This window comes from Flavobacterium sp. LM4 (assembly GCF_002017935.1).
GTDB lineage: Bacteria > Bacteroidota > Bacteroidia > Flavobacteriales > Flavobacteriaceae > Flavobacterium > Flavobacterium chungangense.
Genome location: NZ_MUFW01000003.1, coordinates 370652 through 394891 on the forward strand (window position 1 = coordinate 370652; position 24240 = coordinate 394891).

At 32.6% G+C, this 24240-nt stretch carries 20 protein-coding genes; 16 read left to right on the forward strand and 4 right to left on the reverse strand.

All coding sequences use genetic code 11. The features are described from left to right. The first annotated feature begins 11 nt into the window (after window positions 1-11). From BXU10_RS18990 to BXU10_RS19030, 9 genes are all read left to right on the forward strand, one after another. On the forward strand, window positions 12-1046 hold the full coding sequence (locus BXU10_RS18990; RefSeq protein ID WP_078229108.1) for an acyltransferase: 1035 nt from the start codon (window positions 12-14) through the stop codon (window positions 1044-1046). Beyond that, entirely contained in the window at window positions 1036-1749 is a 714-nt protein-coding gene (gene recO / locus BXU10_RS18995; RefSeq protein WP_078229109.1) for a DNA repair protein RecO, read from the forward strand. The genes BXU10_RS18990 and recO overlap by 11 nt, the downstream gene beginning before the upstream one ends. Window positions 1750-1827: 78 nt before the next feature. Next, window positions 1828-5229, forward strand: coding sequence for an isoleucine--tRNA ligase (ileS, locus tag BXU10_RS19000; protein ID WP_078229110.1), 3402 nt, complete (start codon window positions 1828-1830; stop codon window positions 5227-5229). Between the two features lie 9 nt (window positions 5230-5238). Then, on the forward strand, window positions 5239-5619 hold the full coding sequence (locus BXU10_RS19005; protein WP_031455121.1) for a TraR/DksA C4-type zinc finger protein: 381 nt from the start codon (window positions 5239-5241) through the stop codon (window positions 5617-5619). Window positions 5620-5708: 89 nt separating this feature from the next. Continuing rightward, entirely contained in the window at window positions 5709-6305 is a 597-nt protein-coding gene (locus tag BXU10_RS19010; protein ID WP_078229111.1) for a lipoprotein signal peptidase, read from the forward strand. Window positions 6306-6388: 83 nt separating this feature from the next. Further along, window positions 6389-9547 carry an exodeoxyribonuclease V subunit beta gene (locus BXU10_RS19015; RefSeq protein ID WP_078229112.1) on the forward strand — a complete coding sequence of 1053 codons (3159 nt, stop codon included), beginning with the start codon at window positions 6389-6391 and terminating at the stop codon, window positions 9545-9547. Window positions 9548-9628: 81 nt separating this feature from the next. Beyond that, on the forward strand, window positions 9629-10822 hold the full coding sequence (gene kbl / locus BXU10_RS19020; protein WP_078229113.1) for a glycine C-acetyltransferase: 1194 nt from the start codon (window positions 9629-9631) through the stop codon (window positions 10820-10822). A 112-nt stretch (window positions 10823-10934) separates the two neighbouring features. Then, the gene (locus BXU10_RS19025; RefSeq protein ID WP_078229114.1) at window positions 10935-12395 is read left to right on the forward strand and encodes an OmpA family protein; all 1461 of its coding nucleotides are present in this window, start codon (window positions 10935-10937) and stop codon (window positions 12393-12395) included. Window positions 12396-12479: 84 nt separating this feature from the next. After that, on the forward strand, window positions 12480-15245 hold the full coding sequence (locus tag BXU10_RS19030; protein ID WP_078229115.1) for a PD-(D/E)XK nuclease family protein: 2766 nt from the start codon (window positions 12480-12482) through the stop codon (window positions 15243-15245). Window positions 15246-15792: 547 nt separating this feature from the next. Here BXU10_RS19030 and BXU10_RS19035 read toward each other — a convergent pair. After that, window positions 15793-16572, reverse strand: coding sequence for an alpha/beta fold hydrolase (locus BXU10_RS19035; protein ID WP_078229116.1), 780 nt, complete (start codon window positions 16570-16572; stop codon window positions 15793-15795). Between the two features lie 524 nt (window positions 16573-17096). On the opposite strand from BXU10_RS19035, the gene BXU10_RS19040 reads away from it, so the two are divergent. Together BXU10_RS19040 and BXU10_RS19045 are read left to right on the forward strand one after the other, a co-directional pair. After that, window positions 17097-17453, forward strand: a complete 357-nt coding sequence (locus tag BXU10_RS19040; protein ID WP_031455128.1) for a hypothetical protein — start codon at window positions 17097-17099, stop codon at window positions 17451-17453. An 89-nt stretch (window positions 17454-17542) separates the two neighbouring features. Next, a complete protein-coding gene (locus BXU10_RS19045) occupies window positions 17543-18061 on the forward strand; it encodes a ferritin (RefSeq protein ID WP_031455129.1) in 519 nt (172 codons plus the stop codon). A gap of 62 nt (window positions 18062-18123) precedes the next feature. On the opposite strand, the gene BXU10_RS19050 is transcribed toward BXU10_RS19045, so the two are convergent. The 3 genes from BXU10_RS19050 to BXU10_RS19060 form a co-directional block, all read right to left on the reverse strand. After that, on the reverse strand, window positions 18124-19416 hold the full coding sequence (locus BXU10_RS19050; protein ID WP_078229117.1) for an aminopeptidase P family protein: 1293 nt from the start codon (window positions 19414-19416) through the stop codon (window positions 18124-18126). A gap of 98 nt (window positions 19417-19514) precedes the next feature. Further along, window positions 19515-19913: a hypothetical protein gene (locus BXU10_RS19055; RefSeq protein WP_078229118.1), complete on the reverse strand. Its 399-nt coding sequence runs from the start codon at window positions 19911-19913 to the stop codon at window positions 19515-19517. Between the two features lie 6 nt (window positions 19914-19919). After that, entirely contained in the window at window positions 19920-20813 is an 894-nt protein-coding gene (locus tag BXU10_RS19060) for a hypothetical protein (RefSeq protein WP_123922055.1), read from the reverse strand. A gap of 305 nt (window positions 20814-21118) precedes the next feature. On the opposite strand from BXU10_RS19060, the gene BXU10_RS19065 reads away from it, so the two are divergent. From BXU10_RS19065 to BXU10_RS19085, 5 genes are all read left to right on the forward strand, one after another. After that, the gene (locus tag BXU10_RS19065) at window positions 21119-21724 is read left to right on the forward strand and encodes a hypothetical protein (RefSeq protein ID WP_078229120.1); all 606 of its coding nucleotides are present in this window, start codon (window positions 21119-21121) and stop codon (window positions 21722-21724) included. A gap of 393 nt (window positions 21725-22117) precedes the next feature. Next, window positions 22118-22675, forward strand: a complete 558-nt coding sequence (locus tag BXU10_RS19070; RefSeq protein WP_078229121.1) for a hypothetical protein — start codon at window positions 22118-22120, stop codon at window positions 22673-22675. Between the two features lie 56 nt (window positions 22676-22731). Continuing rightward, on the forward strand, window positions 22732-23577 hold the full coding sequence (locus BXU10_RS19075) for a tetratricopeptide repeat protein (RefSeq protein ID WP_123922056.1): 846 nt from the start codon (window positions 22732-22734) through the stop codon (window positions 23575-23577). 9 nt (window positions 23578-23586) lie between these two features. After that, window positions 23587-23958 (forward strand): hypothetical protein, encoded by a 372-nt coding sequence (locus tag BXU10_RS19080; RefSeq protein WP_123922057.1) that lies wholly within the window; start codon window positions 23587-23589, stop codon window positions 23956-23958. A 75-nt stretch (window positions 23959-24033) separates the two neighbouring features. After that, window positions 24034-24213 carry a hypothetical protein gene (locus tag BXU10_RS19085; RefSeq protein ID WP_078229124.1) on the forward strand — a complete coding sequence of 60 codons (180 nt, stop codon included), beginning with the start codon at window positions 24034-24036 and terminating at the stop codon, window positions 24211-24213. Window positions 24214-24240: the final 27 nt, after the last annotated feature.

The window sequence follows — 24240 nt, forward strand, 5'->3', positions numbered from 1 at the left end:
ATAAATTAACCATGAATAACAAGAATTGTTTTGACTTTTTAAGGTTTTTCTTTGCTATAAATATTTTATTATCACATCTTTCAGAGCTTTCTCAAAATAAAAATTTGTTTTTTTTGTCTCATTTTTCTAATGCAGTTATTGGTGTAAAAGGGTTTTTTATAATAAGTGGTTTTTTAGTTGCTAAAAGTTATGTAAATACACCTTCCCTAAAACTTTATTTTATTAAGAGAATAAAGAGGATTTTGCCTGCATATTTCGTTTTGATTTTTCTTTCTACTCTAATTTTTTCGGTTTTTAGTACTTATGGAGTCTATGCTTATTTTTCAGATGTAAGTACTTATAAATATTTGTGGTGGAACTTAGTTTTTTTGAATTTTATGCATCCTTGTCTGCCTGGGCTTTTTGATAATAATCTTTTGTGTTCTGTTAATGGAGCATTATGGACTTTGAAAATTGAAGAAGGATTTTACATCGTTTTACCTTTGATTTTTTACGGAATAAAAAAAACACAAAAACCACTTTTAATACTCTCAGGTCTTTATCTTTTTTCATTAGGATATTGGTTTCTGCTAAATCATTTGGATCAGCCTTTGTTAGCAAAGCAATTGCCGGGTTATTTGTCTTATTTCGTAACAGGAATTTATCTGTTTTTAAGTTTTGATTATGTGATGAAGAATAAAAAAGTACTTTTGGGTTTATCTGTTGTGGTTCTAATTAGCTATTATTTTTTAAGTTTTCATGTTGATTTTTTATACCCTGCCGCTTTTGGTCTTATTGTGATAATTGCAGCATATAATATTCCTTTTTTTGATAATTTTGGGAAATATGGTGATTTTACATATGGCCTGTATATTTATCATTTTCCAATAATTCAGTTAATTAGGCAATATGATTTATTCGAAAAATACAATCCTTTTATTGTTGCAATAGGTGTGATTTTAATTTCATTGTTTTTTGCTGTATTGTCTTGGTTTGTGATTGAAAAAAGATTTTTAGACAGGTTTAAAAGCAATAATAAAAAGATAACTCCAGGTTATGTTGGTTAAAACCAAAGCAATCGTTATTTCGGCTTTAAAGTTTAAGGAAAAAAGCCTCGTCGTAAAATGTTTTACACTTTCAAACGGCTTGAAATCTTACTTTGTACGCGATGCTTTTTCGAATAGGAAAGCCAGTCAGAGAATTGCTTATTTTCAGCCTTTGTCTATTTTAGAGATCGAAGCAGTTCATAAAAACAAAGGAACTTTAGAAAATTTCAAAGAAATAAAAATAGCTGTCCCCTTTCAAAGTATTCATACTGATTTTGTAAAAAGTACAATGGTTATGTTTTTATCAGAAATGCTGTACTATTCAATACAGGAAGAAGAAAAAAACGAATCACTTTTTGTGTTTTTAGAAACTGCATTAACATGGCTGGACCATCATGACGAAATTTCTAATTTTCATTTGATTTTGCTTTTAGAAACAACAAAATATTTAGGTTTTTATCCTGATGTGTCGGATATTGATCTGCCTTATTTTGAAATGAATGGTGGTATTTTTACTCTTTTTCATGGAATGGGAAGTTTGACAGAACATGAAACAGGTTTACTAAAGAAGCTAATCGATTTAAAATTCGATAATGACCAAAAAATATTTCATGTTATTGAAAGACAAATGCTGTTAAAAATTCTGATTGATTATTACAGTTTTCATTTAGATGGATTCAAAAGACCTAAATCTTTAGATGTTTTAAGAGAAGTTTTTTCTTAATCTGCAACTTTTGACTTTCGACTTTCAACTTCTGACATAATTTTAGTATTTTCGCACCTCGATTAAGAAAAGGATAAAATGAGCACAAAATTTACTGAATACAAAGGACTTGACTTACCAACAGTAGCGTCAGAAGTTCTTGATTTTTGGAAGAAAGAAAATATATTTGAAAAGAGTGTAACTACTCGCGAAGGTGCTGAGCCTTACGTGTTTTTTGAAGGTCCGCCTTCAGCAAACGGATTACCGGGAATTCACCACGTGATGGCGCGTGCGATTAAGGATATTTTTTGCAGATATAAAACTCAAAAAGGTTTTCAGGTAAAAAGAAAAGCCGGATGGGATACACACGGATTGCCTGTAGAATTAGGTACCGAGAAAGAACTTGGAATTACAAAAGAAGATATTGGTAAAACAATTTCTATCGAAGAATATAACGAAGCGTGTAAAAAAACCGTAATGCGTTATACCGACGTATGGAATGATTTGACAGAAAAAATGGGTTATTGGGTAGATATGGAAGATCCATATGTGACTTATAAACCAAAATATATGGAGTCTGTTTGGTGGCTTTTGAAACAAATTTATGATAAAGGTTTGTTGTACAAAGGTTATACGATTCAGCCTTATTCTCCAAAAGCAGGAACAGGATTATCTTCTCATGAAGTAAATCAGCCTGGAGCATATCGCGATGTTACTGATACTACAATTGTAGCACAGTTTAAAACATTGCCCGAAACATTACCTTCGTTTTTACAAGGTTTTGGAGATATTCACATCTTAGCCTGGACGACTACGCCTTGGACATTGCCATCGAATACAGCTTTGACGGTTGGACCGAAAATTGATTATGTTTTAGTGAAAACATTCAATCAATATACTTTTGAGCCAATCAATGTTGTTTTGGCTAAAAATTTAGTTGGAAAACAATTCGGAAAAGGATTTTTTGCAAGTGAAGATGATGCTGATTTCGACAAAGTAAAAAATGGCGACAAGCAGCTTCCGTATAAAATCTTAGCAGAAGCAAAAGGTACTGATTTAGTAGAAATTCGTTACGAGCAATTATTGCCGTACGTATTGCCATATCAAAATCCTGAAAACGCATTTAGAGTAATTGCCGGAGATTTTGTTACTACAGAAGACGGAACAGGAGTTGTACATACTGCTCCAACTTTTGGTGCAGATGATGCTAAAGTAGCAAAAGAAGCAAAACCAGAAGTTCCGCCAATGTTGGTGTTAGACGAAAATGGTACAGCAGTTCCGTTGGTAGATTTACAGGGAAAATTCACTTCTCATGTAGGTGATTTAGCCGGTAAATATGTTAAAAACGAATATTATGATGCAGGTCAGGCACCAGAACGTTCTGTAGATGTTGAAATTGCTATTCGATTAAAAGAAGAAAATAAAGCCTTTAAGGTTGAAAAATACGTACATAGTTATCCACACAGCTGGAGAACGGATGAGCCGTTATTATATTATCCACTAGACTCTTGGTTCATTAAAGTAACCGATGTAAAAGATAGAATGTTCGACCTGAACGAAACTATCAATTGGAAGCCTAAGTCTACTGGTGAAGGACGTTTTGGGAATTGGTTGAAAAATGCCAACGACTGGAACTTATCTCGTTCTAGATATTGGGGTATTCCATTGCCAATTTGGAGAACTGAAGACAAAAAAGAAGAAATTCTTATTGGTTCTGTTGAAGAATTGTACAATGCGATTGAAAAATCTATCGAAGCTGGTTTTCAAAAAGAAAATCCATTTAAAGGTTTTGAAATCGGAAATATGTCTGAAACAAATTATGATTTAATCGACTTGCATAAAAATGTAGTGGATCAAATTACTTTAGTTTCGGCTTCAGGCCAGCCAATGAAGCGTGAGAGCGACTTAATTGATGTTTGGTTTGATTCAGGAGCAATGCCTTACGCCCAATGGCATTATCCTTTTGAGAATAAAGATAAAATTGACGAGAATAAAGATTTTCCTGCGAATTTCATTGCTGAAGGTGTCGATCAGACTCGTGGATGGTTTTATACTTTACACGCTATCGGAACTTTGGTTTTTGATAAAGTAGCGTATAAAAATGTGGTTTCAAATGGTTTGGTTCTGGATAAGAACGGACAAAAGATGTCTAAACGTTTAGGAAACGCAACAGATCCTTTTGAAACGATTAAAGAATATGGTCCTGATGCCACACGTTGGTATATGATTTCAAATGCAAATCCGTGGGATAACTTAAAATTTGATATTGAAGGAATTGCTGAGGTTCGCCGTAAATTCTTCGGAACTTTATATAACACTTATTCTTTCTTTTCGTTATATGCGAATATCGATGGATTTAAATACGCTGAAGCGGAAATTCTGTTAAACGAAAGACCTGAAATCGATCAATGGATTATTTCTGAATTACATTCTTTAATCAAATTTGTTGATGAATGTTATGAAGATTACGAGCCTACGAAAGCAGCAAGAGCTATTTCTGACTTCGTTCAGGAAAATTTAAGTAACTGGTACGTTCGTTTATGTCGTCGTCGTTTCTGGAAAGGAGAATATGCTCATGATAAAATTGCAGCTTATCAAACGCTCTATACTTGTTTATTAACCATAAGCAAATTAAGCGCTCCAATAGCTCCATTTTTCATGGATAAATTGTACCGAGATTTAACGAGTTCAACACAAACCGAGCAATATAGCAGTGTTCACTTGGCAGAATTTCCAAAATTTGTCGAAAACTTTGTTAATAAAACGTTGGAAAGCAAAATGCAAAAGGCGCAAACGATCTCTTCACTGGTTTTATCACTACGTAAAAAAGAGATGATCAAAGTGCGTCAACCGCTGCAAAAGGTAATGATTCCAGTACTTGACGAGTATCAGCGTGCTGAAATTGAAGCTATTTCTGACCTAGTGAAAGCTGAGGTAAACGTTAAAGAAGTGGAGCTTTTAGACGATGCTTCTGGTATTTTAGTTAAGCAGATTAAGCCTAATTTTAAAGCATTAGGTCCACGTTTTGGAAAAGATATGGGCTTGATTTCTAAAGAGATACAGTGTTTTTCTGCAGATCAGATTAATCAGTTAGATAAGGAAGGCTCGTTAGATATTGTTATTGCTGGAAATAGTGTAACTTTATCTCTGGAAGATGTCGAAATAACCTCTCAGGATATTGAAGGATGGCTGGTTGCAAATTCAAACGGAATAACAGTTGCACTTGATGTCACAATTTCTGAGGAATTAAAAAATGAAGGTATCGCGAGAGAATTGGTAAACAGAATTCAGAACATCCGTAAAGATTCAGGATTTGAAGTTACTGATAAGATTAAGGTACAAATAAAGAGAAACGGCATTTTAGAAGATGCAGTTTCAAAAAATGAAGACTATATTAAGTCTGAAACATTAACAGATAGCTTGACTTTTGCTGATACTTTAGAAAGCGGCACAGAAATTGAGTTTGACGATATTAAAACATTGATATTAATTTCAAAATAATAGAATACCATGATAGATGAAATTACAAGATACTCAGACGCTGATTTAGCGGAGTTCAAAGAAATAATACAAGCAAAAATACAAAAAGCACAAGCAGATCTTGATTTGATCAAAAGTGCCTATATGAATGATTTAAATAACGGAACGGACGATACATCTCCAACTTTCAAAGCATTTGAAGAAGGAAGTGAAACAATGTCTAAGGAAGCAAACTCTCAATTGGCTATCAGACAGGAGAAGTTTATCCGCGACTTAAAAAACGCTTTATTCCGTGTTGAAAATAAAACATATGGTATTTGCAAAGTAACAGGTAAATTAATAGGCAAGGAAAGGCTTAAAATCGTTCCGCATGCAACAATGAGTATCGAGGCTAAAAACATGCAGAGATAATCACCTTCAAATTACAAAAGAATTAACGCTCCATTAGGGGCGTTTTTTTTGATTTAATTGTTACTTTTGCCAACATTAAAATTCACAAGATGTCATTAAGAAAAGCGTATCTCCTTATATTTATAATATTATTGATTGATCAGGTTTCTAAAATCTATGTAAAAACTAATTTTATATTAGGTGATGAATATCCGGTTTTTAGCTGGTTTAAAATCCATTTTATAGAAAATGAGGGAATGGCTTGGGGAACCAAAATACCAGGTGAATATGGAAAATTAATTTTGACTGTGTTTAGGATTTTTGCTGTTTGCGGGATTGCGTATTGGTTGTATGATTCTGTAAAAAAGAATGCGTCGTCTTATTTGGTTGTAGCTATTGCACTTATTTTTGCCGGTGCTGCAGGGAACATTCTGGATTCTGTTTTTTACGGTGTTATTTTTGATGGCAGTTATAATAATTTAGCCACTCCTTTTTCTCCTGAACCTTATGGAACCTGGTTTCATGGTTTAGTTGTAGATATGTTTTATTTTCCGATATGGAAAGGAAATTTACCTGCTTGGGTGCCATTCTTTGGAGGAAAACCATTTGAGTTTTTTAATGCTATTTTCAATGTCGCTGATGTGGCAATTTCTACGGGTGTTGGAATTTTGCTTGTTTTTAATAAAAGGGTTTTTCCAAAACACTAAGGAATCTCAATTATTAATTTTCTGATTTTTGTAAAGTATTAGTTTAACAGAAATGTTATTTTTACCATACAAAAATTAAACTTATGCAAAGTCCGTCTTTTTCTATTTATGATGCTTCAGCCGGTTCAGGAAAGACTTATACTTTGGTTAAGGAATATCTCAAGATTGTTCTTTCTTCACCTAAAAATGATGCTTATCGAAATATTCTGGCGATAACTTTTACCAACAAAGCGGTTCATGAAATGAAAAGCCGAATTGTTGGAAGCTTATCTGAATTTACCAAAGACGATCCTTCGGCGAAAGCCATAGATTTAATGGAAGATTTGTCCCGGGAAACAGGACTTTCTCTAATTAAAATCAAAACAAAATCTCAAAATATCATCAAGCATCTTATCCATAATTATGCTGCTTTTGATATTTCTACCATCGATAAATTTACACATAAAGTAATTCGTGCTTTTGCTCATGATCTAAATTTGCCCATGACTTTTGAGGTAACTATGGATACTGAAAATTTATTGGTTGAAGCTGTAGATGCTATTATTGCACAAGCGGGCCAGGATGAAACACTAACAAAATTGCTGATTGATTTTACAATGGAAAAAACCGACGATGATAAAAGTTGGGATGTTTCGCGTGAAATTCTGGAAACAGGGAGATTGGTTTTAAATGAAAATAATCGAAATGAGATTTCACATTTTCATGATAAATCAATTGAAGAATTTGTTATCATAAAAAAGAAAATGTCGGTTTTATGTGCCGATTTAGAAAAAGAAAATGCTGGGTTGGCTGTTGAGCTTCTTGAATTGATTGATAAAAACGGAATAGATTTAAAATCATTTTCAAGAGGAACATTCCCCAATCATTTAGAAAGTATTCGTGACGTGAAATTTAATCCAAGAAATAAAACCTTTCATGAATTCGAAGATATTGCAATTAATAAAACAGCAAAAGACAAAGCTTTAATCGAAAATCTTATTCCTGAATTTCTTCAGGTGCTAAGTAAAATATATAAAAACTTTGAAAAAAGAGATTTTTACAAAGCATTCCTTAAAAATATAACCCCGCTTTCTTTACTGAATACTGTTAGTAATGAATTAGCAAAAATTCAATCTGAACAAAATATTTTATCAATTTCAGAATTCAACGCGATTATTCATCATGAAATCCAGAATCAGCCTGCTCCCTTTATTTATGAACGTCTGGGAGAGCGTTACCGTCATTTTTTTATTGATGAATTTCAGGATACTTCAGAAATGCAGTGGCAAAATTTAATTCCGCTTATTGATAATGCGCTGTCTGGTCAGGATGATTTTGGCAATAAAGGGACTTTGATGATTGTTGGAGACCCGAAACAATCAATTTATCGCTGGCGTGGAGGAAAAGCAGAACAGTTTATTGAATTAAGTAAAGACAATAATCCGTTTAGTAATAAGGATAAAAAGATTGAACATTTAGATACTAATTACCGTAGCTATAGTGAGGTAATTGATTTTAATAATGCCTTTTTTAAATTGATTTCAACTGAGTTCTCCAATGAAGATTATAAAAATCTATATGAAAATCACAGTTTTCAGAATACAAATTCTAAAAAAGGAGGATATGTCAATATTTCTTTTCTTCCAATAATTGAAAAAAATGATTTTGACGATGATGAAGAAGTGGTAGAAAAGTCAGATTTATATGTTTTGGCGACTTTAAATACAATTCAGAAAGTTATTCGTGAAGGTTTTGAATATAAAGACATCGCGATTTTAACCCGCAAAAGAGATCAGGGAATTGCTATTGCAAATTATCTGACAGAACAAAATATTCCGCTTTTATCATCAGAAACACTAATGATTCAAAATGCTACAGAAGTGAGAATGATTATTCATTTGCTAAAATATCTTAATAACAGTATTGATTTAGAGTCAAAAGCAAACTTTCTGCATTTTTTAGCTAACACAAAAGAAATTGAAATGCCAATTCACGATTTTATTGCTAAGGGAATGAAGCAAACCTTAGAAAGTGATTTTGAAAAATGGCTTTTAACTTTTGATGTTTTACTTTCGTTTGAAGATATTCGAAAAAAATCACTTTATGAGGCTGTGGAAATTATCATATCTAAATTTGTTCTTTCTTCAGACGGAAATGCTTATGTGCAATATTTTCTTGATATTGTGCTCGAACGGGATATTAGAAATCAGGCAGGAATAGCTGATTTTTTAACTTATTGGAATAAAAATGCTGAGAAATTCAGTATTCCATCTCCAGAGGGGAATAATGCGGTTCGAATTATGACCATCCATAAATCAAAAGGTTTAGAATTTCCGGTTGTGATTATGCCTTTTGCAGAAGAAGATTATAACAGAAAGCCAAAAGACAAATTATGGCTTGATGCTGAAGAAGCAAATTTAGGTGTTCCTAAAGCTTTAATTGATAATAGTAGTGCTGTGGAGGGTTTCGGAGAAAGTGCCTCAGCTATTTTTAATTTGAAAAAGCAAGAGGAACTGCTCGATAATATTAATGTTTTGTATGTAGCATTAACACGTGCCGAAGAACAGTTGTATGTAATTTCTCAATCGTTAAAAGAAAGAAAAGACGGAGAGTTTCCGAATAATATGGCTTCTTTTTTTATTAAATATTTAATGAATAAAGGCGTTTATGATTCAGATAAATTCGAATATGAATTTGGAAACTCGATGAAACTTTCTCCACCGGGTAAAACTTTAGATTTGGTAAAAACAATTCCGATTGTTTCCGAAGTTTTAAATCCGAAGAATATTAAAATTGCGCAACGCGAAGCTTTAATGTGGGGTACGCATCAGCAGGAAGCAATTTCATACGGAAATATAATTCATGAGATTTTGGCTTTTGTAAAAGATAAATCAGATATTGATTTAGCGATTACAAAAGCAATAGAAAATGGATTAATAACTTATAATCAAAAAGAAATAGTTTCGAATACGCTTCAGGAAATAGTAAATCATCCTGAAATAAGTATTTGTTTTGATGGTGAGAATGTTGTTTTAAATGAGCAGACAATTGTTCAGCAACAAGGAAAAACTTTAAAGCCAGACAGAATTGTGTTAACCAAAGATATGGAAGCCTATTTGTTGGATTATAAAACTGGTGCCAGAAATCCTAAATACGTACATCAAATTCAGGAATATCAAAAGGCAGTTGAAGATTTAGGATACAAAGTGTTAAAAAGGGTCTTGGTGTATATAGGAACCGAAATCGATGTAGTAAATTTGTGAAAAAATTAATCAGATGTTAAAGGATTTACGTAGCTTAAATTTGGCTAACGTATTAATTTTTAATGTTTTAAAAGGGTAAATATGTACGGAAGAATTAAAGAATATCTGCAAAATGAGCTGCAGATTATTGAAGAAAACGGTATTTTTAAAAAAGAACGTATTATAACTTCAGCACAAGATGCTGAAATTACTATTTCTACAGGAGAAAAGGTTTTGAATTTTTGTGCCAATAATTATTTAGGACTCTCTTCACATCCTGAAGTTGTTCAGGCGGCAAAAGACGCAATGGATACACATGGGTTCGGAATGTCATCTGTTCGTTTTATTTGTGGTACACAGGACATTCATAAAACATTAGAAAAAAAGATTGCTGATTTTTATGGTACCGAAGACACAATTCTTTATGCGGCTGCCTTTGATGCTAATGGAGGGGTTTTTGAGCCTCTATTGGGAGAAAATGATGCGATAATTTCAGATAGCCTAAATCATGCTTCGATTATCGATGGAGTTCGTTTGTGTAAAGCCGCTCGTTATCGTTATGAAAATAGTAATATGGAAGATTTAGAGCAGCAATTAATGAAAGCTAATGAGGCTGGAGCGCGTTTTAAGCTGATTGTTACCGATGGGGTCTTTTCTATGGACGGACTTGTAGCGCCTTTGGATAAAATTTGTGATCTGGCTGATAAATATGATGCAATGGTAATGGTGGATGAATGCCATGCTGCAGGATTTATTGGAGCAACCGGAAAAGGGACTCTTGAAGCAAAAGGCGTTATGGGCAGGGTTGATATTATAACCGGAACACTTGGAAAAGCTCTTGGTGGTGCTATGGGAGGATATACAACTGCTAAAAAAGAAATTATTGAATTGCTTCGTCAGCGCTCACGCCCATATTTGTTTTCAAATTCTTTAGCACCCGCAATAGTAGGGGCTTCGATAAAAGTGTTTGAATTATTGGAAAAAGATACTTCTTTAAGAGATAAATTAGAATGGAATACAAATTATTTTAAAGAAGGAATGAAAAAAGCAGGATTTGATATTATAGATGGAGATTCTGCAATTGTCCCTGTAATGCTTTATGATGCAAAATTATCTCAAACTATGGCAAATGAGCTGCTAAAGCAAGGAATTTACGTAATTGGGTTCTTTTTTCCTGTAGTTCCAAAGGAAAAAGCACGAATTAGGGTGCAATTATCTGCATCTCATTCTAAAGAACATTTAGACACCGCCATCAATGCTTTTGTGAATGTTGGTCAAATGTTAAAAGTTATATAATTACCATTTTAATCCATTTTTGTAGGTTTTTTTTAACATTACATTTTGTATTTAAAAAATTAGGTGTTACTTTTGTCTGTAATTAACTAAATTGTAATTAAAAAAAATTAGTATGAAACATCTTAACAAACTTTTAGTTGCTGTGATGATGGTGATGGGTTTAAGCTCTCACGCACAAGACAGTAACAATCCATGGGCGATCTCTTTTGGAGTGAACGCCGTTGATACTAGAACTAGTTCTGGTTCAGGAAGTGGGTTCTTTGATCAACACTTTTCTCAGCCATTCGCTGTGAAAGACAACTGGAATATCCTTCCTTCTTTATCTTACATTGGTGTGTCTAGATATGTAGGTAGTGGTTTCTCTCTTGGTTTACAAGGTTCTGTAAACAAAATAGATAAATATGTTACTTATGATCCGACTAACGCAGAAGCTGATTCAAGAGGTAATGTTGTTTCTAATCCAGGGGATTTAATGTACTACGGTATTGATGCTACTATCAAATATAGCTTCCAGGAATTAATTAAATCTAAAGTAATTGATCCTTCGTTATCTGTTGGTGGTGGTTACACTTTCTTCGGAGATAGTAGTTATGGAACACTTAATCCAGGTATTGGTTTAACTTTTTGGTTTACAGATGCTATTGGTCTTGAGTTAGCTTCAAGATACAAATGGGCGGTTGGTGCTGGTGATGAGGGTAGAGAGGATGCTGCTGGTGTTCCTGATGCTCCATCTCATTTCCAACACACAGCTGGTCTTGTTTTCAAATTTGGAGGTAAAGATACTGATGGTGATGGAATCTATGATAAAGATGATGCTTGTCCAGATGTTGCTGGTTTGAAGCAATTCAACGGATGTCCTGATACTGATGGAGACGGAATTGTTGATGGTAGTGATGCTTGCCCAGATGTATTTGGTTTAGCTGCTTTAAACGGTTGTCCTGATACTGACGGAGACGGAATTGCTGATAAAGATGATGCTTGTCCAGATGTTGCTGGTTTAGCTGCTTTAAAAGGTTGTCCTGATTCTGACGCAGACGGAATTGCTGATAAAGATGATAAATGTCCTACTGTTGCAGGTCCAAAAGAAAATGGCGGTTGCCCTTTCTTAGATGCTGATAAAGATGGTGTTTTAGATAAAGATGATGATTGTCCTACTGTAGCTGGTCCAGCTAGTAACAGAGGATGTCCAGAAATCACTTCTGAAGCTTTAGAAGAACTTAAAGTTCAGGCAAGAGCAGTATACTTTAATTCAGGTAAAGCTACTTTCAAAACAGGAGACAAAGAAACTCCAGCTAGATTAGATGCAATTAAAGAAATCCTTAAAAACTATCCAAATGCGAAATTCAGTATTGAAGGACACACAGATAGTGATGGTGCTGATAAATTGAATTTAAAACTTTCTGAAGATAGAGCTGCTGCAGTTAAGAATGCCTTAATTGAAAGAGGTGTAAATGCAGAAAACTTAGAGTCTAAAGGTTTTGGTGAAACTCAGCCAGTAGCAAGTAATAAAACTGCTGCAGGTAAAGCTCAAAACAGAAGAACAGAAATTAAACATATTGGTTCTAAGTTCTAAAATATTAAGGTAAATTATAATTTACTTTTCTAAATAATTTTAAAAAGCCATTCTTAATTGAATGGCTTTTTTTATTTTTATAATATGATAAATACTTCTTTTTTAGAAAAAATTGCTGCTACTATTCTTGAAGATTATTCTGATAGACTATTTGAAATTACTATTATTCTGCCTAATAAAAGAGCAAAGGTTTTTTTGATTGAAGCTTTGAGAAAACAAATTGACCAGACTATTCTTTCTCCAAATATTGTTCCAATTGAAGATTTTGTTCAAGAGGTTGCTTCTGTTCGTTCAATTGATCCAATTGAGTTGTTGTTTGAATTTTATGAAGTATATCTTTCGATTACAGAAAAACAGCATCAGCAATCATTTGAACTATTTGCAAATTGGGCAAAAACACTTCTTCAGGATTTTAATGAAATTGATCGTTATCTTCTGGAGCCATTACATGTTTTGTCCTACTTAAAAGATATTGAAGATATAAAAAGATGGGGAATTGAAGTTGAGAATAAAACAAAACTTCTTGAAAACTATATTGATTTCTGGAAGTTACTCCCACGATATTATGAGGCATTTTACAGTCACTTGGTAAATAAAGGTTTTGGTTATCAGGGATTAATTTACCGTGAGGCGGTAAATAATCTAAATCATTTTTCGAATACTATTACAAATAAAACGTATGTTTTCGCCGGTTTTAATGCTTTAAACGCAGCCGAAGAAAAAATTGTGCAACATCTTCTGGCTCTTGATCAGGCAAAAATTTTTTGGGATATAGATCAAACTTTTCTAAATGATCCTTATCATGATGCAGGTCTTTTTGTTCGACGATTTAAAGAAAGTTGGAAACATTACAAATCAAATCCCTTCGAGTGGATCGTAGATGATTTTTCTCAGTCAAAGAATATTCAGGTTATTGGAACTCCCAAAACAATTGGTCAGGCAAAACTTTCCGGGAGTATTATTGAAAATATAATTAAGGATAATACACGTTCTTCTCTTGATAAAGTGGCTGTAGTACTTGGAGAAGAAAATTTATTGATGCCAATCTTGTATTCGTTACCGGATTCCGTTGGAGCGCTCAATATTACTATGGGGTATTCGGGTAAAAACAATCCTTCACAAATTTTAATTGCAAAATTGTTTAAAATGCATACAAATGCAATTTCAAGAAATAGTACGAATTACGTTTTTTATTACAAGGATGTATTAGATATTTTGACACATCCACTAATTGAACCGCATGCGAAAACAAGTCAATTGGTTAAAATTATAAAAGAGAATAATTATACTTTTATTACGTATTCCAAATTAAACGAGCTCAATTTGAATTCATCTGATTTGTTTAATTTGTTGTTTCAAAAATGGGAGAATGGCTCTTTGGCTGTTCTCGAAAATATCTCAGCACTTTTGCTTTTAATAAAAGAAAATTTTAATAATGAAAACGAGGAAGAAAAAATTGCAAAAACTTTTGTGTTCTCCATTTTTAAAGTTATTAATAAATTAATCAATTATTATTCTCAACATAGCCATATAGATAATATTCAAACTTTATATGCAATTTATAAGCAAGTGATAGATATTGCGGAAGTTTCGTTTGAGGGGGAGCCTTTGAATGGTCTTCAGATTATGGGAGTTTTAGAAAGCCGTGTTTTGGATTTTGATACTGTAATTGTAACCTCGATGAATGAAGGGAAATTTCCTGCTGGGAAATCTCAAAATTCTTTTATTCCATACGATGTAAAAAAAGAGCTTGGTTTGCCAACTTTTAAGGAAAAGGATGCAATTTATACCTATCACTTTTATCACCTGCTGCAAAGAGCCAAAAATATTTATTTGATCTATAATACTGAAAATGATGGATTGGATGCTGGTGAACGCAGTCGTTTTATAACGCAGTTAGAAGTAGAAAAACAACCTAAACATAATTTAACTTTTGATATTTACAATCCTGTTCTGCCTGCGACAGCTTATAAGCCAATGGTGATTCCAAAATCGGATGCTATAATGGAACGTTTAAAAGAAATTGCCGAAACAGGATTTTCACCTTCTGCTTTGACAAGTTATATTCGGAATCCGATTGATTTTTATTTTCAAAAAATACTCCGTATCCGTGAAGTAGAAGAAGTGGAAGAGAATATTGCGTTGAATACACTTGGGACCATAATTCATGAAACATTAAAAACACTATATGATCCGTTGATTGATAAATTTGTTTCAGAAGAAGATCTTTTAAATTGTTTCAAATTATTAGATGATGAAGTTTTAAGACAGTTTAAATTGGTTTATAAGGAAGGAGAAATCAAAAAAGGACGTAATCTTTTAGCTTTTGAGGTGGCTAAACGAAATGTTTTCAATTTTTTGAAAATGGAATTAGATGCAATTAAAAATGGAGATACAATTAAAATCATTGCTTTAGAAAAAACTTTTGAGCGGGAACTTAATCATCCTAAGTTGCCATTTCCTGTTTTAATTAAAGGAAATGTGGATAGAATTGAGTTGCGCAACGGAAAAATACGAATCATCGATTATAAGACAGGAAAGGTAGAAAAAGCTAATGTAATCCTGAAATCATGGAATGGATTGACACAGGAGCTTAAAAATGACAAAATTATCCAGGTACTGGCATATGCTTTTATGTTTGAAAAAGTAGCGTGTGATATTCCTATGGAAGTTGGGATTATTTCGTTTAAAAATTTAAAGTCAGGTTTTTTGTCATTTGGATTTAAAGAAGATAAAGAATTAAATAGTACGGTTACAAAAGAAATTTTAAATGATTATTTAGATGAAGTTGTATTGCTGTTGAATGAGATCTTCAATGCCAATATTTCTTTCGAAGAAAAGATAAATTAAATATCAGAAAGCTATTAAACATATTGCACTCGTTTAGTTTTGATTAAAGATGGTAAAATCCATAATATTAATCAAATAGAAAATCTTGTTGAGAAAGGTTATTTATGAATAGCTATTTTTCTATAAAGGAGTTAATTATTTTACTCTCAAGAGCGACTTTTTTTTACTTTTTTAAAGAATTGTATAGCTTAATGGTTTCAAATAGCCCTAATTCCTAAATTAAGAATTAAACATCATTAATTTATCTGCTTGTTTTTTAATGAGATATAAATTATTTATTAAGATTTTTTACGCAGTTTATTTTAAAAATAAAGAATTAGTGTGTTATTAATAAAAGTAATTAAAAGCTCGTTTCAGGGTCTTTTTTTAACAGGAGTTGAATCAAAAGTTATATTTATTAGATATACCTTTGGCGCATCTAAAAAAAGATTTTTTTTAGAAACCTGACACAATATGTCAATTAAAATTGTTTAAAATTTTTGCCCCCGATAATTAGAGAAAGACCGTTTCAAATTCATGAGCGGTCTTTTTTTTTTGGAAGGCTTTTTTAGATATTAAAAAAAATCTCAAGGACCTTTTTCAATTCTTCTTTATTTTCAATTTGACTCATATGTCCGTCTTCAAAAGAAATAAGTTGTGCAGATGTATTATCAATTTGAGAAATACTTTCATTATAATTTAATACCGGATCCCTTTTTCCTAAAACTAATAAAATTGGAAAAATATTTTGTTTTAAAAGACTCTGTCTTTCTTTTCTGATTTTCATGCCTTCGAGAGAAGCAACAATTCCTTGTAAAGGCGTTTTTAATGCTTCTGTTTTTACGTTTTCAATTTCTTTTGAAAGCCTATCTCTGTTGTTTTCGCTGAATAAATTTGCGATTGCCAAACTAACAAAGTTGACATAGTTTTGCTTTACCGCTTTAATAGCTCGTGTTCTGTTTAGTTTCTTTTCGGCACTGTCTTCTTTGGAAGTTGAATTCAGTAAAACTAATTTCTGGATTTTTTTTGGATATAATTCGGCTAAAGCCAGACCAACATATCCGCCCATAGAGTGTCCTACAATAATAGCTTTTTGAATATATAACTCTTCTAAAACCTGGTGCACCACATTGGCATTAGTTTCCATCGAATGCACATAGCCAAAACAGTCTGATTCTCCATGACCTAATAAGTCAATAGTAATTACACGATAGTTTTCAGAGAATAAAGCAACATAATCCTGCCACATTTTTTTGTTTTCCAGAAAGCCGTGAAGAAATACAATGGTATTTCCGTCACCCGAATCAGTATAAGATATTTTGGTGTTTTTGTATAGAAGAGTTTTCAAAATAGAATTTTATAATATGAGAAGCAAAGATAAGAAACGTTAAACATATAAGGAATTTAAGTTCAAAGGAGATAATGTGACACATTTTGTTATAAGTTAAAGATATAACAAATGTTTTAATGATATAAATAAAACTATAATTGATTAATAAAAGCGGTTTCTGTTTGTTATCTCACAAGACAGTTAAAATTATTTATTACTATAAGCTCTTAGCATTGGCTCTAATCTAATTTACAAGTTCATTTAACATAACATTGTTCATGTCTTGTCATAAAAATTTAGTTTCCGCAAAAATGCCAATAACCTTAGTTTTTACTTCCAGTTTAGATGCTTTCCCTTTTTATGGAATTACTATAATAATCTGATGAATAAATACACGAAAGATGCTTCGAATATTACAGTTTTTAATGATCTTAAGCTATTTTTAAAAATATAAACTGTTTTTGTTATTTTAAATTAGTCTTAATTATGTGTTTATTTGGTGTAAATTATATATTTTTGCACCGTTATAAATTTATATCAGAATGGCATTAGTTAGCGATTTGACCACCAAAGTATTATTTGAAACCGAAAAAGGATACAGTTATCAGTGTGATTTGACTAATAGCATCATTATCAATTTTATTGATACGGTGTCAAGTTATAAAATTCATGATTTTTTGATTTTCCAAAGAAAGGTCAATAGTGTCGATATTTTAGATATGCTTTATGACTTGTCTGATCAGTCGGATGCACAGCTGATTGAAACTACTAAAAGAAATTTTTCCAGAAATCTTACCATCTGCGAAATAGTACAGCTTCGTGAATTATTAAACGGGACTAAATTTACCCTCAATTTACATTCTATGCTCTGCAACATTGTAAATGTTGAGCTTATTTAGAATCTTACTTAGATTAAATCCAAATTTTCAGACATTTAGGGCTGTTTTCTTTAATTTTAGTAATTTTACAGTTCTAAAAATTAAAGGTTATGAAAGATTTACTAAGAACAAGCACGTCATTAACTGAAGGCGTAGAAAATATATTGAATTTACAGGCAAAATTAGAAAGCGACGCTTCTAACAAATATTTAGCGATGGCTGCATGGCTGGATAGAAATGGTTTTGCAAATACAGCATCGTATTTGTATAAACAGGCGGAAGAAGAAAGAGAGCATTTTCTAAAAGTTTTCAAATATATTACAGATATGGGAGGGATTGCAATCACGCCATCTGTTCCTGAAGTTCAGCAGGAATTTGCTTCTTTGAGAGAAGTATTTGAAATTGCTTTGCAAAATGAAATTGCAGTTACTCAGGCAATCAATAAAGTAATCGCAAAATGCAGAGCTGAAAATGACTATGCTACAGAAGATTTTATGATGTGGTATGTGGCTGAACAAAGAGAAGAAGAGAAAAACGCAAGAAGAGCTTTAGAGCTTTTTGAACTAATCAACGAAAACGCAGCTGATGGCAAATTTCAATTGGATGTGCAAATAGCAAAAATCGGGTAATAACCGATTTATATAATTAAAAAAGCCCTTAATGATTTGAAATTATTAAGGGCTTTGTTTATTTAAGAATTCATCAGCGTTTCGATTTCGTCAACTTCAACCGGAATATTACGCATCAGGTTAAAAGGTTCTCCTTTTTCCTGAACCACAACATTATCCTCTAAACGAATTCCGAATTTCTCTGCCGGAATGTAGATTCCAGGTTCAACTGTGAAAACCATATTGGCTTTCATTGGCTCGTGAAGCAATCCGTAATCGTGTGTGTCCAATCCCATGTGGTGAGAGGTTCCGTGCATGAAATATTTTTTGTATGCCGGCCAATCCGGATTTTCGTTCTGAACATCGGCTTTGTCAATTAATCCCAAACCTAATAATTCAGAAGTCATAATTTTACCCACTTCAACATGGTATTGTTTCCAAAGCGTTCCTGGAGTCAGCATTTTTGTAGCTTCATTTTTCACTCTCAAAACGGCATTGTAAACCGCTTTTTGTCTGTCGGAGAATTTTCCCGAAACCGGAATCGTTCTTGTCATATCACTGGAGTAATTCGCATATTCTGCTGCAACGTCCAATAAGATCAAATCTCCGGCTTTACATTGCTGGTTGTTTTCGATATAATGTAAAACATTGGCATTGTTTCCCGAAGCAATAATCGGCGTATAGGCAAAACCTTTAGAACGATTACGAATGAATTCGTGCGCCAGTTCGGCTTCGATTTCGTATTCGGTAACATTTGGTTTTACGAATGATAACAATCTGCGGAAACCTTTCTCGGTAATATCACAGGCATGCTGAATTAAATCGATTTCTTCGCTTTCTTTTACAGAACGAATGCGCTGTAAAATCGGGTTGCTTTTCGCCACATTATGTGCCGGATATTTTTCTTTCCACCATTTTACAAAACGGGCTTCGCGAGTTTCTGTTTCAACAGCTGCGCGGTAATGCTCATTGGTATTGATATACATCGTATCGGCATACGTCATCATTTCATTCAAAATTTTATGAAAATCCTGTAACCAGTAAACCGTTCTGATTCCCGAAACCTGAAAAGCACGTTCTTTGGTCAGTTTTTCACCTTCCCAAATCGCGATATGTTCGCTGGTTTCTTTTAAAAAAAGAATCTCCTTTTGGCTTTCATAAGGCGCATCCGGAAACAAAAGCAAAATACTTTCTTCCTGATCCACACCACTCAGATAAAAAATATCCCTGTGTTGTGCAAATGGCAAAGTACTGTCGGCACTAATTGGGTAAATGTCGTTTGAATTGAAAACAGCAACGCTGTTCGGTTTCATTGCTTCCGTAAATTTTCTGCGGTTTTTTACAAAAAGATTGCTGTTTATTTGATGATATTTCATAATAACTTAGTTTTTGAACTTCGAATTTCAAAATTACATATTTTAAGTAATCAACGTAAAATTGATTTCTTAAAGTTTTATTATTTGTTTAGGAATTTTTATTTGACACTAAATACTCCCGCAATTGTTATATGAGTTATAAAAAACACCAAAAAAGGAGTGCTAAGTTCCAGCCAGTATGCTGTAAAAGAAAACTGTTGAAAATGATCTACAATCTCTATATCATTTAAAATGCAATAAAAAACAGAAGCAATACAACAAAATGAAAAAGGCACAGAGAAACGGCATACAAAGTTTGGAGCAATAACTTTTACCTGTTCCAGAAAAATGAGTACGAAACAATAGACAAACGTACCAATAAAAGTAATCGGAACCCCAATTATTATACCCATTGTCTGATTGAAAGACTCGCTTACTGATGAGGCGATTATGAAAAAGGTCAGGGTAGCTGCTATGGCACAAAATAAACTTTTCAGCATCGGATTTTGAACTTTCATAATCAATTACTTTTTAGGTTTAATGATGAGATTAGTACCTTCTATAATGCAGAATTCAGGATTAACAGGCGAGCAGGAATAAACCAAATCTGACCGGTCACTCCAGACTTCTCGTTTTATTTTCAAAGTATCATTTTTTATGATCAGATTGTAATAGGCATCCACTTGCAATAAATTAGCGCCATGCTGGCTTAGCTTGTGTGTGTAAACAGGGAGAATTGTTTTTTGTTCCTCATTTTGTTCTTCCGGTTCCGGATAAACATAGATTTTTTTGCCATAAAGAGCATACCATTTTTGGTCTATCAAAAAAATAGCTTTATCAAAAAACGCTTCCGTGTCCCCATTGTGTTTTGTAAAAACCGATTTAAAAAAATAAACTGAACTTGCTTTTTTCGACAATCGTTCAAACTCCTCAAATGTGCGATCAGTATCCCAGTCTGCCTTTGGGTTTAATTCGGTGTATTTATTGCGGGTGCTGTCATTGTCAATAATCCACGAGATATAATTATCTTTAGAAATTAAATATTTTTTACGGACTTTATAGTAATCAGAACTATTTACAATCAGGCTGTCAATTAGTTTTCCCTGAATGTTGAATTTATAATACAATCTAAGCGGATCGTGATCATAAGAAAAACCATTTTTGTTCGACTGTATAACCACCGTTTCAGACATTGGCGAAAAGTAGAAATTGGTGAGGTTTAAAAGGTCGTCCGGTAATTTTATAATCTCAAAGTGGTCTGATGCAGGCTTGTTTTCAAGGTTTTTATAAGTCAGGTATTCTTTTGGCAAGTCAGGCTGCGTGATAAAATTTCTAAAAAAATAACCATACAAAATGTAGCATACTGTCAGCAACAATGAAATGCATACAAAATACAGGTTTTTTCTATAAAGGCTCATAGATATAATGCTATTAATTTAAATCCAAATCTAAAACCTTTTTTGGATTATAAGGTAGTTTTTGTAGATAAAGAATTACAAATGTAATGGATATATAATTTGATTGAAGAATACTTTTAATCTTTTGGGCGTGTCCCAAGGACCGGGCTTTCGGCTATATCTTTTCTTCCGCTCTCGCTTCATAAAAGGATACCGCCTCTATCCCTCACGCGAGTTTTGGTTTTATGAGAAAATTTATTGTTCACAATTGCAAATGTATTTAACAGTGTGATTTTGTATATTGTCATGATTTTGATTTTATAAAAATGAAAGAACTGCTAATTGAAAGTAAAGGAATACGAACCGACCAATATTTTATACCGCCTTTTGAGTTAAGAGAAGGAGATTTGGTCTTAATTCATTTGGATTGCCATGTTGCTTCTTCATATGTCGAAGAAAAATTAATTGCTATTTTGGCGGGAAAAGAAAAACATAAAAATGTTAGGATTAACAAACCTCATACTTTTGTAAAACATTTTAGAGAATCAAGATTTAAAGACAGGTTTTTCCCCGCTACAGTAGGTGAATATTTATCTAAAAATGCTAATCTCAAAAGTGAATTTGCTAATAAGATCTATGAAATCGATTGGATTAATAAAGACATAAAAATAAAGACACTTGCTGGAAATCCTAGAAAATTAATTTCGTTGTATTCAGTATTATCAAAAACAAATAATATTATTTTTGATCTGGCGGCACAGGATTTTGAAGGTATTGAACATGCTGCTAAAATTGTAAAAGACGAAATAGGGAACAATGGATCAGCAGTATTGATTGAGCAGAATGATTATTTGAAAAAGTACAGCACAAAATATATAAAAATTCAATGGTTCATAGATTTAGATGAATATGAAAAGAAATTTAAATTTTAAATCCAAAATCCGATAGAGCAGATTTGTTATTCGTGTCCGAAACTATAATCAAACCAGAATATGATATAATTCTATGACAAAACGTTTAGTCACTATTTTTTTTGTAACAACAATATTGTTAGTTCTGCTTCATGGAGTTTTTAGAATATATGAAGTTTTTTATCCATCTTACTTTAATTAAAAAGAATATACTCAAATTGCATTTATTGAAAATGGGAAGATGCCTGATAAATATGAATTGCTATTTTACGGATTTACCAGTTTTGAAGTTTTGACTGTTAGCGTAATCCTGAGCCTGATTATTTGCAGTTTTAAATTAATAAAAAGGTAAAATAAAACTTCTATACTGTAACAAAACCCAACTTCACAAGTCTTTACAACAAACCAAAATCTATGAAACCAAAAACCATTTGCCTAATTGGCTTGTTCTTTTTTGTTCTGAGTTACATTATGTTTTCAAACAGTGCCGCTTTTGAGTATTTCAAAAAACCGGTCGATTTTGCGCATTGGTTTAATTTAATCGGGGCTTGTTTGCTGTTGTCATTCAATAATGTGTTTCCAAAAAACAGATTAAATTCGGTTGCTTCTGTCATCACGGCTTTAGGAGTTGTGGCTCACATTGGGCTTTGTACAATCGATTTTATCATGTGGAGTTATGGTGACAACGAAGCAGCAAAATCCATATTGAGCGAACATTTAAGCAATACGCCTTCCATTTTGTTTCCGTTTGTAATTGTGGGTCCGTCATTTCTTTTTGTAGGGTTGGCGGTACATGCTGCAAATTTTATCAAAACGCATACAATAAAAGCTTTAATGGTAATTGTTGGAGCACCTTTGGTGGGTGTTTCATTCTTCATATTAAAAAACGGAATTTTAATGTTGCTCAGCTGCCTTGTTTTTTCTTTAGGACTCACCTTGCTTATTTGTAAGAATGATAGTAGTGATTTATAATGAAATTGATATATTTGAATTTCTAACGACTATCACCTTAAACCCTGTAAATTAATATGAATAAGATTTGTACCTTTCTTTTTTTAGTTTTGACATTCAATTTATCAGCACAAAGTCAGCTTCAATTTGATAAAAAATACGTGCAATGCGAAGATAAATGGGTAGCATTTCCAGCAGACAGTACAGGGGTTTATAATTTCGGTTTTATATACATTGATGAGGCTGCAGGTTTGACTTTGGAGTATGGAGACACTTTTAAAATAGATGACAAGGGTAAATTTATTACCGAAAAAAAAGTAAAAACCAATTCCATGAAATATAGATTGCAGCCAAATAATAATTTGGTGGCACTTATTCCCGAATCAAAACTTAAGGAGTTATATGTAGATAAAGTTCCGGACTGGCTTAAAAATTATAAGCGTGATGAGAATTCAATCATACGGCTTTTTAGATGGGGTTTCATGTATAATGGCTGGAATGAATGCGAAAAAGCACTTGAGTATTTAGAAAAAGCAAATAAAATTGATCCAGATTATAAGGGGCTTCGGGTTGAATTAGCTTTTTCTTATAATTGTCTAAAGCAATATCAAAAAGCAGTTGATGTGCTTAAAATTGCTTTGAACAAAGATCCTCTTGATGCCTACACGAATAAGGAATTAATTTATGCTGAAACTAAAAATGGCAACATCGAGGAAGCGGAGAATGTATGCCGAAAAGTATTTAAAGAGTGCAAAGACAAGACTTATAATTCTGAAAATGCATATAATGTTTTGCAGGCTTATTATATCAGGAAAGATATTAAAAATTTCAATAATTGGTTTGCAGAGGCAAATTCATACTTGATGAGCCATGAAAAAATCAAATCGCTTTCCGAGCAAATGAAAACTGAATTAAAGCAATAATCTAATAAAGTGAATAAACATTTAAAACACCTGATTTCACTCATTCTGGCTTTGGTCGTGATGACAGGCGACGGTATTTTGTGTTCTCAGTCTAATGCTCCCGAATATTATCAGTCATCTTATCTTGATTCAGGAAAAGAAATTGATCTGAAGAATATTCGGTTATACGTTTTCAATCGTGTAAAATCATTCGGCAAAACTTTATTTCCGATACTTTTAAGTTACCTTGAATTTAAAGAAGTTTTCAGTCTTCAGACAAACATTCTTTTGCAGGTTTGCAACAATCTTCATCAAAACATAATTTCATTTATAAAGCAGTCTGTTTTTATAAACGAACATAGTATTTCAACCGACTTCAGAAAAAGTTTATACAACGCTTAAGGAATTTCTTCCTTAGCAATTATGCTATTCCAAGCATAAGATGATTTATAATGTCTAATCATTTATCATTTTACAATGTATAAACACAATCCTAAAAAAGGTTTAGCATCATCTAAACCACTTTTTCATTGGCTCAAAAGAAAAATTATCGTAATCCTAACTGCCTTCATGTTAGGAATGGCAAACGGAATGCATACCGAAGATACCAGAATTAAAGGCAATCAAAATTATACTGAACAGCACAAAAAAGATTGATTTCAGCTGTTCAGAATTTTAGAGAAC